A 12,492-nucleotide genomic window follows, 5' to 3' on the forward strand; every position below is an offset into this window, starting at 1 on the left:
CGGTTGCCACTCGTTATCACGAGTTGGCCAGGGTCTGCTTTTTTAAGCAAAAATGGTTAAAAAACAACCAGACCTCATTATTATTCGCCGACGCTGATCTTCAGGCCAGCAGCTATTGCAAAAGGTGTCAGGGTTATCGCCAGGGCGGTCAGGCTGCCAAGCCACAGGAGATAACCGGTCGCCGGCATGCCCTGCAAGGCCGCCTGCAAGGCGCCACTGCCCAGGATCAACACCGGGATGTACAACGGCAGGATCAGCAACGCCAGCAGCAGGCCGCCTCGCTTCAACCCCACCGTCAGCGCCGCGCCCACCGCACCGAGCAGGCTCAGCACCGGTGTACCCAGCAATAACGAAAGCAGCAACACCGGCAGACAGGCGGCAGGCAAACCGAGCATCAACGCCAGCAGTGGAGCGAGCAAAACCAGTGCCAGGCCAGAGAAGGCCCAGTGTGCCAGTACCTTGGCCAATACCAGAAGAGGCAGGGGGTGCGACGAAAGGACCCACTGCTCGAGGGAACCATCCTCGAAATCACTGCGGAAAAGCCCGTCCAGCGAGAGCAAAACCGATAAAAGGGCGGCTACCCAGACCAGTCCCGGAGACAAGGTTTGCAACAATTGAGACTCGGGACCGACCGCCAACGGGAACAGGGAAACGACGATCGCGAAGAATACGAGCGGATTGGCCAATTCCGCAGGACGGCGGAACAGCAAACGGGCCTCACGGGCGACCAACAGGCCGAAAACACTCATACGGCCCAGTTCCCCAGATCAATGTCGCGATAACCGGCCGGCATCCGGCTCAGGGTGTGGTGCGTGGTCAACACCACCATGCCACCGCGTTCGCAATGGGCAGCCAGGTGTTCTTCAAGTTGTGCCACGCCTTGTTTATCGAGCGCGGTAAAGGGCTCATCGAGGATCCACAGTGCCGGGCTGTCCAGGTACAACCGCGCCAATGCCACGCGGCGCTGCTGGCCGGCAGACAGAGTGTGGCAGGGAACATCCTCGAATCCGCGCAGACCGACAGCGGCCAAGGCTTGCCAGATCGCCTCGTGGGAGGCCGGTTGATGCAAGGCGCAGAGCCAGCTCAAGTTTTCTTCCGGGGTCAGCAGGTCCTTGATCCCGGCGGCATGGCCGATCCACAGGAGGTTGTGCGCCAGTTCACTGCGTTGCTCGTTCAACGGCTGGCCGTTGAGCAGCACTTGACCGGCGGTCGGCTGCATCAGGCCGCAAAGCAGGCGTAGCAGGCTGGTCTTGCCGCTGCCGTTAGGGCCACTGATCTGCACCATTTCGCCACTGGCCAGTCTCAATTCGAGATTTTCGAAAAGCAGCCGAAGGTCTCGCTCACAGGCAAGGGCAACGGTTTGCAGGACAGGACTGGTCAAGAGATCACGGGCCTTTACGGTTCAAGTCGGCAGCGGTGCGGCCGCTAAAGAGATGCAGGATAAATGCTTTGGCGGCTCGGTCTAAGGCGCCAGATCAAGAATTTGCAAATGATTTCAGCGCCCCGGATACAACGGGGCCGCATTATACATGCCATGCCCTACTCTCAAGAGGGCAATTTCCTCAGGTTGTGACCGCATATGACAGGCGAAATGAACATCCTCCCGCTACCGCCAACCGCGCCTGCGACGCCACGTGCGCAGGCGGTCAGCGGCGAGCTGCTCAAGTTGCTGACGCCAATGGAGGGCTTGATCAGCACCGGTCAGAGCGCCAAGGCCGAAGTGCTGTCGCTCAAGCAGGCGGAACAGACTTTTCAATTGCTGCTGAAGGTCACCCTCGACAGCGGCCGCCAGACTACGGTCCAGGCCACCAGTGCCCAGCCGCTGCTCCAGGGCACCCGCCTGGCGATTACCCAGCCATCGGCAGGCAATCTGGCGATCACCGTGCAACAGGCCGTCGCGTCCAGCGTCGCCACCCTCACCCGCATCGATACCGCGCAACTGCCGGCCGGCACCCTGCTGCAAGGCAAAGTGCAGACCTCGCAAGCCCTGCCCCAGGTGCCGGGCCAGCCAACGGTCTTTCGCTCGATGGTGAGCTTGCTCAATACGGCGTTGAGCGGCAGCACACTCAGCATCGACAGCCCGCAGCCGCTGCGCATCGGCACCTTATTGAGCGCGCGGGTGCAGGACGCCCAGACCTTGAAGTTCGTCCCGTTGAGCAGCCGCCAGGAACAACTGGCGGTGACCCAGCAACTGCTCAGCCAGCAGAGCCGCCAGGGTTCGATCGACGGGCTGTTGAAAATGCTGCAAACCCTGCCCGCGGATCAGACATCCAGCGATGTGCGCGCTGCCGTGGACAAGCTGCTCGCCGGCCTGCCGGACGTTCATCAACTCAGTACGCCCAAGGGCCTGGCCCAGGCACTGGCCAGCAGCGGGCTGTTCCTCGAAGCGAAACTGCTCGGCGGGCAGAACCCGACGCTGGCACCGGACATGAAGGGCGACCTGCTCAAGCTGATCGCACAATTGACCCCGGGATTGCCGGCCAACACCAATCTGAATGCGATCATTGCCGCCAATACCCTGGCCCAGACCATGCCGGGTTTCGTGCGCAGCGCCCTCGGCATGCTGGGGCAGGTCAGCGCCAAACCGTCGCCGACCAGCTTTCCCCTGCCCGAACGCCTGTTGCAAAGTGCAGACGGCGAGGACGATCTCGAGCACCTGCTGCGTCTGGCGGCTGCAGCGGTTTCACGTTTGCAAAGCCATCAGCTGTCGAGCTTGGAACAGACCGGCGTGACCAGTGACGGGCGCCTGATGAGCACTTGGCAACTGGAAATCCCGATGCGCAATATGCAGGACATCGTGCCGTTGCAGGTCAAGTTCCAGCGCGAAGAAACGCCCGAAAAACAGCAGCCAAAAGAACGCCACGAAGAACGCCCACCCAAACAACACCTCTGGCGCGTCGAACTGGCGTTCGACATGGAGCCGCTGGGGCCGTTGCAGGTTCAAGCGCAGCTGATCAGTGGCAGCCTCTCCAGCCAGCTATGGGCCGAGCGGCCGTATACCGCCCGCCTGATCGAAAGCAATCTGGCGGCACTTCGTCAACGCCTGCTGTCTTGCGGCCTGAATGTCGGCGATATCGATTGCCACCTCGGCACACCGCCGCAAGGCGCCCAAACCCGTCTCGAACAACGCTGGGTCGACGAAACCGCATGAAAACCCCTGATACCCCGCGCCAGGCCATCGCCCTCCAATACGACGGCAGCCACGCCCCTACCCTCACGGCCAAGGGCGACGACGCACTGGCCGAAGCCATTCTGAAAATTGCCCGCGATTATGAAGTGCCGATTTACGAGAACGCCGAACTGGTGAAGCTGCTGGCGCGGATGGAATTGGGGGAGAGTATTCCGGAGGAGTTGTATCGCACGATTGCCGAGATTATTGCGTTTGCGTGGAATCTGAAGGGAAAATTTCCGACGGGGCATGATCCGGATGCGCCTGCAGAGGAGCGTGATGTAACGCCCCAAGGCTAACGCTGAGGGGGGCTGATACGCGCCGGTTCGATTCATAGGGCGACGTGTTAGCTGACGTTCCGGGCATGATGTGCTGCCCGGATTTTGCCGGAGCCCCGCAGGTGATCTGGCTAAATTTTCCCAACGAACAGGGGTAAACCGGTAGCAGGATCAAGTCCTTTTTCGGCGCTGAGTTTTTCGATCAGTTCGGGAGACGGAATGACCGGAACAGCAGAGTCGCGTTCACGTTTCCATTGGAAAGTGCCATCCCATTCGGGAAGGACGGCTGGTGGGAGTGGGACGATGTCTTCAAGGTCCGGGACCTTTGCCCCGAGATGTTCATGGCGTGTTAGAAAATCATATATTTTATCGTAGCGTTCCACTCGTTCTAAGTCTTTTCCCAAAGACAAATAGTAAAGTCTATCGGACGCTATTGGACCATTAAAAGACTTCGACAAATTCCTAGCACTGTTAGCACTTCCATTCCGAGCCGCATACTGATAACCTTCCAATGACTCTTGATAAAGACCCAAGACCTTAGAATAACTTGCGTAATCTCTTCCCGCCAATGGATGACCCTGCTCCATAGCACACTTGTACATCGCTCTCATGATATCGCCACCATTGGGCACGTACGAAAGCAGTCTACCAATGTAGTATTGGGCGTCCGGATTTCCCATGTCGGCAGACCGGCGAAAATACGCTCTGGACGCAGCGACATCCTGTTTAACCCCATAGCCTGATTCGAGATAATGCGCCATATCGTAGTAGCCCCCCGGAATTCCTTTTCCAATAAAATATTCGGCTAGATCAATAGTTTCCTTGCTGGCATGAGGCGACCTGGCTTGTCCTGTTGACAGCAAGAATTGTAAATTAGTGGCAGCTTTGTAGTGATCATGCGCAGCAGCGATTCGATAATACCGTGCGATTTCATCGTAGTTCTTTTTACCCTTGAGCTTATCCAAGTAGAGACCATAACGATAGAGAACGTCCGCATCTGCATTCAAAGCAGGTAAAGAATCAACTTCATGAGAACAGTGAAACTCCAACCGTTCGTACGCAAAATCCAGCCGTGATGCATCGATCATATGTTCTTCCTTTTTTGAGCAGGCAGCGACGAACGCAAAAATACCGAGAATTAGAAAAAATTTACTCATCATTCAATCCAGGTTTTTTCTGGCAGGGCTTTTTTGCATAAACTCAATTAAAGATGCAACAGGAGTCTCAAATGCAAGCTCGGCTAGTTTTTTAGAATTATTTGTTGCCCCACTTCGATTCTGAACAATAATATCCTGCCAGTCCTCGTAAATTTTATTCATATCATCACCACCCCCAACTTCCCCCGTATGCACCCCAAACAAATGCTCCCGCAACGGCCGAGTAATCGCCGGATCTTCAATACAAATATTCAACTCACTGTCCACCTGCATGCTGCGCGTATTAATGTTCGCCGACCCCAGCGTGGTAAAAACGTCATCAACTATCATCAGCTTGCTGTGCACATAGACATCCATCCAGTTGTCCGGCGGTGAATCCGGCGCTACCAAGGTACAGATATGCACCTTCAAGCCGTTAATGTCTGTATTGGAGATCCCCGCATTGTCTTTATCCGGAAATTCCTTTTCCAACAGCGCCACTTTGGCGCGCGCTTTGGCTAAATCATCCATTAAAGTTTCGTAGTAGTGAGCCGCCGGTACATCGCGCTCGATATCGCGCACTTTCTTGAAGATCCCCGCATTGACGCTGGCCAACCGCTCGGTTTGCCTGGCCTGCTCAAGCTCCTCGAGCAGATCGTCGCGCCGCTCGGCCCTGGCCACCTCCGGCATCAGTTGCGGGCGCCCCAACTGCTTCAACATGCGGAACGTATTGACGGAACCATCGCCCATCGCCTCTTGGGAAGAGTTGGTCACGACAAAGAGGTAAAGCGGTCCGTCCGTCTCGAGATCGCGTCCGCCGTCGAGGAGGTTTTGCACCACGCTTTTGATCTTTTCCGCCAACGGTGGCCAGCGGAAATACTGATTCTCGATGTAGATGAACTGGGTCATGTTGTTGACGGACTTCAGGTAGAGCTGCTCGATGTCTCTTTTACCTTCCTGGCTTTGGGTCCGGAGGACTTGCGCCATGACCGGTACGCCATGCCCTGGCCGTACGTGCAGTTGCGCGGCAATGGGTTGACGAGGGGTCAGCAGGTCGACATGGGTTTCTTTGTGCCAGGCCTCGCAAAAGTTGTGGTTCAGGAACTCCAGTACCGGGCCGGTGACTCGACTGGAAATGTCCTGCCGGGGCGTGGCGCCGTTGCGGCCGAACTATGCGTGGTGACGCTCGTGACTGTGACGGTCATTGTCCCAATAGGCATCCAGGGTGTTATGCCCCATCACGAACCCAACGGCGATCTGCGGTTTTTCATAATCCACCAGGACCATTTTCTGGTGGTGGGTCGGCTCGGCAACCATCGCCACCGTACTCATGACTTTGTTGGTGGTGCTGCGCTCCTGATCCAGCGCGTTCATGGCCAGCCGCCAGGCAATTTCCGCGCGGTCCAGCAAGCCGAAGTCGCGGGTGACGAATTCGATATTCCTGATGCCCAGGGAGGGCTCATTGCCCCACATCAGCATGCGAAAGAAACGCTGCCCCAGCTCGATGGGGCCAGTCTCTGCCCCGGTATAGGCGAGCCTGATCTGGCGATACCACAACGCGTCATATTCGACTTGTTCGTCGTTGCGGTTCTGCTTGTACTTGCCGAACCAGTGGGTGACGTTGTCGCCGGGAGTCATGTTCTCTGAAGTCTGGGCGACGCGTAGCGAGTCGTACCAGCACAGGATTCGGACTTGAACACCTTCATTGGCCTTCTTGATCAGCAGATCACCAATGCGCAACGAGCTTGTGTCGCCCCGCTTGAAATACATCGACGGCTGAAAGCCCCAGCAGATGATTTCCACGCTGCTTTTGGCCGCCATGATGGCGTCATACACCGCGCCGAACGCACGTTCGCCATTCACCAGCGGCTCGAAGGTGGCCGGAACCGGCGGGTACTCGGTGCATTCCACGAACCAGGGTAAATTGAGCTGGCATGAGTGGGTTTGACGGGTGGCGATCGGGGTGGTGATTGAGGGTGTGGCCATCGTCAAGCCTCCGGTTTCGGGGAGTTCAGTTGGGTGTAGGCCTGGCGAAACTTACTAAGGTTTTCTAACCGACAGGGGCAATCCGGTGGAGGGATCCAGCCCTTTCTCGGCGCTGAGTTTTTCGATCAGTTCGGGAGACGGAATGACTGGAACAGCAGAATCGCGTTCACGTTTCCATTGGAAAGTGCCATCCCATTCGGGGAGGACGGCTGGTGGGAGTGGGACGATTTCATCCAAGTCCGGAACCTTAGCCCCGAGATGTTCGTGACGCGTTAGAAAATCACTAATTTTGTTATACCGACTGACTCGTTCGGGATCTTTTTCAAGTGCTAAGTAATCAAGCGTAGCGGACGCGGGAGGCCCCTCGAATGCGCCCGCCAGAGTATCAGCACTTATATCATTTCCATTTCGAATTGCAGTCTGATAGCTCTTCAAAGACTCTCCGTAAAGACCAGAAACCTTTAAATAAGACGCGTAATACATCCCCGCAGATCGATGACCTTGCTCCATCGCACATTTATACATTGCAAGCATGACATCTGCGGTATTTGGAACATTAGAAAGAAGCCTACCTATGTAATACTGAGCTTCAGGATTGCCCATATCAGCAGCCCGTCTAAAGTAAGCTTTGGATGCAACAACATCCTGTTTAACGCCATAACCTACCTCAAGGTAATGTGCCATATCGTAGTAGGCGCCCGGAATTCCTTTTTCAACAAAATACTCTGCTAGATTGATAGTTTCCTTACTGGCTTGAGGCGAACTGGCTTGACCTGTCGACAGTAAGAGCTGCAAATTAGTGGCAGCTTTGTAGTGATCATTCGCAGCAGCGATTCGATAGTAGCGTGCAATATCGTCATAGTTTTTCTTCCCCTTGAGTTTTTCCAGATGAATACTATACCGGTAGAGAATATCCGCATCCTTGTTCAATGCAGGTAAAGAATCCCCCTCATGTACACAGTGAAATTTTAACCGCGCGTAAGCAAAGTCTAGCTGCGAGACATCAGGCATGTTTTCTTCCTTTTTTGAACAGGCCGAAATCAATAAATACAGGCAAATCAAAATACAAATTTTCTTCATGATCAATCCAAGTTTTTCCTAGCAGGACTTGCTTGTAAAAACTCAACCAACGATGCAACAGGAGGACTAGGTAATACCGAACCTTCACGCGTTGAATTTTTCGTGCGCTTATTATTATTTTCCAGGATGATTTTATTCCAACGCCTGTACACTTTTGACATCTCCTCCCCGGCAACCCCTACCCCCGTATGCACCCCAAACAAATGCTCCCGCAACGGCCGAGTAATCGCCGGATCTTCAATACAAACATTCAACTCACTGTCCACCTGCATACTGCGCGTATTAATATTGGCAGACCCCAGCGTGGTAAAGACGTCATCGACAATCATCAGCTTGCTGTGCACATAGACATCCATCCAGTTGCCTGGCGGTGAATCCGGCGCAACCAAGGTACAGATGTGCACCTTGAGTCCATTAATTTCTGTATTGGAAATACCCGCATTGTCTTTATCCGGAAATTCCTTCTCCAACTGCGCCACCTTGGCGCGCGCCTTGGCTAGATCTTCCACCAAGGTTTGGTAGTAGTGAGCCGCCCCTACATCGCGATCGACATCCCGCACTTTCTTGAAGATCCCCGCATTGACGCTGGCCAGCCGCTCGGTTTGCCGGGCCTGCTCAAGCTCCTCGAGCAGATCGTCGCGCCGCTCGGCCCTGGCCACCTCCGGCATCAGTTGCGGGCGCCCCAACTGCTTCAACATGCGGAACGTATTGACGGAACCATCGCCCATGGCCTCTTGGGAAGAGTTGGTCACGACAAAAAGGTAAAGCGGCCCGTCCGTCTCGAGGTCGCGGCCACCGTCGAGAAGGTTTTGCACCACGCTTTTGATCTTTTCCGCCAGCGGTGGCCAGCGGAAATACTGATTCTCGATGTAGATGAACTGGGTCATGTTGTTGACGGACTTCAGGTAGAGCTGCTCGATGTCTCTTTTACCTTCCTGGCTTTGGGTCCGGAGGACTTGCGCCATGACCGGTACGCCATGCCCTGGCCGTACGTGCAGTTGCGCGGCAATGGGTTGACGAGGGGTCAGCAGGTCGACATGGGTTTCTTTCTGCCAGGCCTCGCAAAAGTTGTGGTTCAGGAACTCCAGTACCGGGCCGGTGACTCGACTGGAAATGTCCTGCCGGGGCGTGGCGCCGTTGCGGCCGAACTGTGCGTGGTGACGCTCGTGACTGTGACGGTCATTGTCCCAATAGGCATCCAGGGTGTTATGCCCCATCACGAACCCAACGGCGATCTGCGGTTTTTCATAATCCACCAGGACCATTTTCTGGTGGTGGGTCGGCTCGGCAACCATCGCCACCGTACTCATGACTTTGTTGGTGGTGCTGCGCTCCTGATCCAGCGCGTTCATGGCCAGCCGCCAGGCAATTTCCGCGCGGTCCAGCAAGCCGAAGTCGCGGGTGACGAATTCGATATTCCTGATGCCCAGGGAGGGCTCATTGCCCCACATCAGCATGCGAAAGAAACGCTGCCCCAGCTCGATGGGGCCAGTCTCTGCCCCGGTATAGGCGAGCCTGATCTGGCGATACCACAACGCGTCATATTCGACTTGTTCGTCGTTGCGGTTCTGCTTGTACTTGCCGAACCAGTGGGTGACGTTGTCGCCGGGAGTCATGTTCTCTGAAGTCTGGGCGACGCGCAGCGAGTCGTACCAGCACAGGATTCGGACTTGAACACCTTCATTGGCCTTCTTGATCAGCAGATCACCAATGCGCAACGAGCTTGTGTCGCCCCGCTTGAAATACATCGACGGCTGAAAGCCCCAGCAGATGATTTCCACGCTGCTTTTGGCCGCCATGATGGCGTCATACACCGCGCCGAACGCACGTTCGCCATTCACCAGCGGCTCGAAGGTGGCCGGAACCGGCGGGTACTCGGTGCATTCCACGAACCAGGGTAAATTGAGCTGGCATGAGTGGGTTTGACGGGTGGCGATCGGGGTGGTGATTGAGGGTGTGGCCATCGTCAAGCCTCCGGTTTCGGGGAGTTCAGTTGGGTGTAGGCCTGGCGAAACCGGCTACGATCTTGCTGCGCAGAAATGTCCGGATGAGGCTGACTTTCGTGTCGATGGAAGCCTTGATTGGCACGTTCGGCGTTGCCAGGATCACCCAGGTACTCACCGCCCACCGGCACGTCGTAGCTGACGCCGTTAGCGAGTTCGATGTGGTAGCGGGAGGTGGTGACATGATGATCGACTGCGAACCGGCCGCTGGCATCCATGACGCCTTTGCCAACCTGCGCACCATCGGCGAAGACCGTGTACGGCATGCCCTTCCACGACTGATAACCTGCGGCGCTGCTTTGCCCAGCCACCAACGTGATGGTCTTGCTGATCGAGGCTATCGGCCACGCCGGGTTATCGCGGTTGAGTTGCGCCGGCCCGCCGAGGTTTTTTTTCACGCCCTTTACATCGATGGTGCCGGGCGCATGGATGTCGATGTTGCCGTCTTTAATGCGGATGTAGGCGCCACCGCTGGTGAGCAGGATCTCATCCTGCGCGGCAATCTCGACGGTCCGGGCTGTGGACGTAATGCGCACGCTGTCTCTGGCGGTGAGCTCGATGCGATCGTTCTGGGCCTGGATTTCGATAGTGCCTTTGGCCGCAAACAATTTGGCGCCAGCGGCCTGGGCGAACAGGCTGATACTTTCTGCGACGCTGGCCAGCAATGATTTGCCGCTGGCGAGGTTGATGTCCTCCCCTGTCGAGAGCGTCAATTGCTTGCCGCTATGCAGGTGGGTGTTTTGCGGCGTGGCGGTGACGATGTCGGCCGGGGCCGAGGCGATCAACAGCGGTTTGTGGTAACCGGTCGTCTGGCCACGGCCACCGCTGCTGATCGCCGCTTCGGTGTCGCCCGCGTTGCGCAATTGCCGTGTGGTGCCGGCCATGCTTTTTTCTGCGCTGCCATAGTTCAGCTGAGTGTCGGCGCTCAGTTGTTCAAGGCTGTCGACGCCACCTTGCATGGGCAAGGCATTGTGCTGCCGAGCGACCTCGGACAATGACTTGACCCGTTCTTGTGCGTTCGTCAGTTGCTGCCGGGCTTCTTGAGCATCAAGCTGACCGCCTTGCGCGTTGTTGCGCGGCCATGTGCTGAGGTACAACCCTTGCTGTGCGCGCAAGGCGCCATAGGCATCGGTGCGCAGCTCAAAACCGGTGCCACGCAATGCGCCACGCTGATTGCCCTGCTGGTCGATCAGGTAGCCGAGGTTCAACTGGCTGTGGCCGTGACTGCTGTGGATCTGTGTACGGACCTGGCCCGTGGAGTCGTCCATGACCCACTGGTTGTAACCCCGCCCCTGAATTTCCTGGCTTTTATAACCACTCATCAAACCGCTCGAGTGCCAGGCGGGGTTATGTCCGCCATAGACCTGACCCATCACCAGGGGGCGGTCGATGTCGTTATCGAGGAAGGTGATCACGACCTCTTCCCCTGAGCGTGGCACGTTCACACTGCCCCATCCTTCGCCACTGCTGGCCTGCATCATGCGTAGCCAGCATGAGCCCAGCTCACCGTCTTTCACCAGACGATCCCAATGAAAACGCACGCAGATTCGATTGAGGCTGTCGGTAAAAACTTCGCGACCGCTCGGGGTCACGACGACTGCCGTCTGCGGTCCCGGATGGGCTGGCTTGGCATGAGCGAACGGGCTGCGATAGGCAATGTCCAGCCGCTGGGTCTCGAATCGGTTTTGATAAATACCCTCACCGCCCGCAGGCAGTATCGACTTCCCTTGCCCCGTCTCGAAAAGCGCGCTCAAGCTACCGGGTGGATTGATCCGTTGCGTGCCGACTGGCAAGTTGCTCTGGGCGTAGAACTCGACGGCGATGATCAGGAATTGGCGGTCCTTGCGAGTCTTGAATTCATACAACGGATGTTGGGTCAGCTCGAAGCCATGGCCTGGTTGCATCTGGCGTACGCCGCCCTGGCCATGAATGCGTCTGGCAGCGGATTCGTCCTGTTCAATCTGCACTCGGCTGAGCCAGTCGCCACGGTCGAGGTTCTGCCAGGCATATTGCCCACGGTATTGATAACGTTCGAGATCCGCCGGCGCCGATGCGGCAGGCAACGCCAGCGCTTGTGTGACTTGGGGTCGGGCATGACAGAAATAGTCGTTGCTGCTCGATTGCACTACGCCATTGAGCAAGCGAGTACCGGGGCTCCATTGGGTAATGCTGTCTTGCAGGGCGGCGGCTTGTTGGGTGTGAAATCTCAGGGTCGGCGGGTTCAGGGTCGGCAAGAACATGACACTGTCGGTGAAAACGATGCAGTGACTGTCAACTTGATGTTCCACATACCAGAACAGGCCTTCTTGCTCGCACCAGCGCTGGACGAAGTGCGCGTCGCTCTCGTTGAACTGGGTGACATAGGACAGCAGCGGATAGTCCCGTGACAATTCAAAGCGGTAGGCACCCTGCGCCTGGCTGTAGCGTTGGAACACCTGAGCGAGGATGTCCGGGAGATTCACCTCCTGCCAGATCCGGCAATCCACCCGGTATTCCAGCAGGCTGAACCAGGGAGCGAAGACCAATTGCCAGTCGTCAAGACCGCCATCGCTGCCCAGGTAACGCACGCTTTCCACCCAGCCATGCCTGGGACTCAAACTGCCGTCGTCGAGCTTGATGCTCAGCTGGACAGCCTGGCCGATGAGTTGCTCCGGGTCGAAAGCCGAGGTCTGGTTGATCACATCGACCGTATAGCGAGGCACCTGGCTCAGTCGCTCTTGGGCATGGGCTCGCAGGGCGAACAGTTCTTGCCCTTGGGGCGTCGTCAGTTGCAACAAGCGTTCGGCCTGGCTCAGCGGCTGGCCGAACGGGGCCGTCACGGTGTCAGTGATTGAATTCAC

Annotated in this window: 8 protein-coding genes and 1 pseudogene; 2 read left to right on the forward strand and 7 right to left on the reverse strand. The window is 56.8% G+C overall.

Annotation, left to right across the window (positions count from 1 at the left end):
• Positions 1-80: 80 nt before the first annotated feature.
• Together ccmB and ccmA are read right to left on the reverse strand one after the other, a co-directional pair.
• Positions 81-749, reverse strand: coding sequence for a heme exporter protein CcmB (ccmB, locus tag ACA062_RS24575; RefSeq protein WP_093225052.1), 669 nt, complete (start codon positions 747-749; stop codon positions 81-83).
• Positions 746-1,381 carry a cytochrome c biogenesis heme-transporting ATPase CcmA gene (ccmA, locus tag ACA062_RS24580; protein WP_150764500.1) on the reverse strand — a complete coding sequence of 212 codons (636 nt, stop codon included), beginning with the start codon at positions 1,379-1,381 and terminating at the stop codon, positions 746-748. The genes ccmB and ccmA overlap by 4 nt, the downstream gene beginning before the upstream one ends.
• Before the next feature lie 198 nt (positions 1,382-1,579).
• Here ccmA and fliK point away from each other — a divergent pair, with 198 nt between their 5' ends.
• Positions 1,580-3,151 (forward strand): flagellar hook-length control protein FliK, encoded by a 1,572-nt coding sequence (gene fliK, locus ACA062_RS24585; protein ID WP_497453401.1) that lies wholly within the window; start codon positions 1,580-1,582, stop codon positions 3,149-3,151.
• On the forward strand, positions 3,148-3,468 hold the full coding sequence (locus ACA062_RS24590; protein WP_497453402.1) for an EscU/YscU/HrcU family type III secretion system export apparatus switch protein: 321 nt from the start codon (positions 3,148-3,150) through the stop codon (positions 3,466-3,468). The genes fliK and ACA062_RS24590 overlap by 4 nt, the downstream gene beginning before the upstream one ends.
• A gap of 110 nt (positions 3,469-3,578) precedes the next feature.
• On the opposite strand, the gene ACA062_RS24595 is transcribed toward ACA062_RS24590, so the two are convergent.
• From ACA062_RS24595 to ACA062_RS24615, 5 genes and pseudogenes are all read right to left on the reverse strand, one after another.
• Positions 3,579-4,607, reverse strand: a complete 1,029-nt coding sequence (locus tag ACA062_RS24595; protein WP_497453403.1) for an SEL1-like repeat protein — start codon at positions 4,605-4,607, stop codon at positions 3,579-3,581.
• Positions 4,608-6,569 (reverse strand): annotated as a pseudogene (locus tag ACA062_RS24600) (phospholipase D-like domain-containing protein).
• 54 nt (positions 6,570-6,623) lie between these two features.
• Positions 6,624-7,652 carry an SEL1-like repeat protein gene (locus ACA062_RS24605; RefSeq protein WP_497457491.1) on the reverse strand — a complete coding sequence of 343 codons (1,029 nt, stop codon included), beginning with the start codon at positions 7,650-7,652 and terminating at the stop codon, positions 6,624-6,626.
• Positions 7,652-9,613, reverse strand: coding sequence for a phospholipase D-like domain-containing protein (locus ACA062_RS24610; RefSeq protein ID WP_497453404.1), 1,962 nt, complete (start codon positions 9,611-9,613; stop codon positions 7,652-7,654). The genes ACA062_RS24605 and ACA062_RS24610 overlap by 1 nt, the downstream gene beginning before the upstream one ends.
• A 2-nt stretch (positions 9,614-9,615) precedes the next feature.
• Positions 9,616-12,471 (reverse strand): type VI secretion system Vgr family protein, encoded by a 2,856-nt coding sequence (locus ACA062_RS24615; RefSeq protein ID WP_497457492.1) that lies wholly within the window; start codon positions 12,469-12,471, stop codon positions 9,616-9,618.
• Between the last annotated feature and the right edge of the window lie 21 nt (positions 12,472-12,492).

This window comes from Pseudomonas sp. LBUM1679, assembly GCF_059695565.1.

What these genes read in the sequence shown, in the direction of transcription:
- ccmB (WP_093225052.1), bottom strand. Translation starts at nt 749, where the DNA reads ATGAGTGTTTTCGGCCTGTTGGTCGCCCGTGAGGCCCGTTTGCTGTTC.
- fliK (WP_497453401.1), top strand. Translation starts at nt 1,580, where the DNA reads ATGACAGGCGAAATGAACATCCTCCCGCTACCGCCAACCGCGCCTGCG.
- ACA062_RS24590 (WP_497453402.1), top strand. Translation starts at nt 3,148, where the DNA reads ATGAAAACCCCTGATACCCCGCGCCAGGCCATCGCCCTCCAATACGAC.
- ACA062_RS24595 (WP_497453403.1), bottom strand. Translation starts at nt 4,607, where the DNA reads ATGATGAGTAAATTTTTTCTAATTCTCGGTATTTTTGCGTTCGTCGCT.
- ACA062_RS24610 (WP_497453404.1), bottom strand. Translation starts at nt 9,613, where the DNA reads ATGGCCACACCCTCAATCACCACCCCGATCGCCACCCGTCAAACCCAC.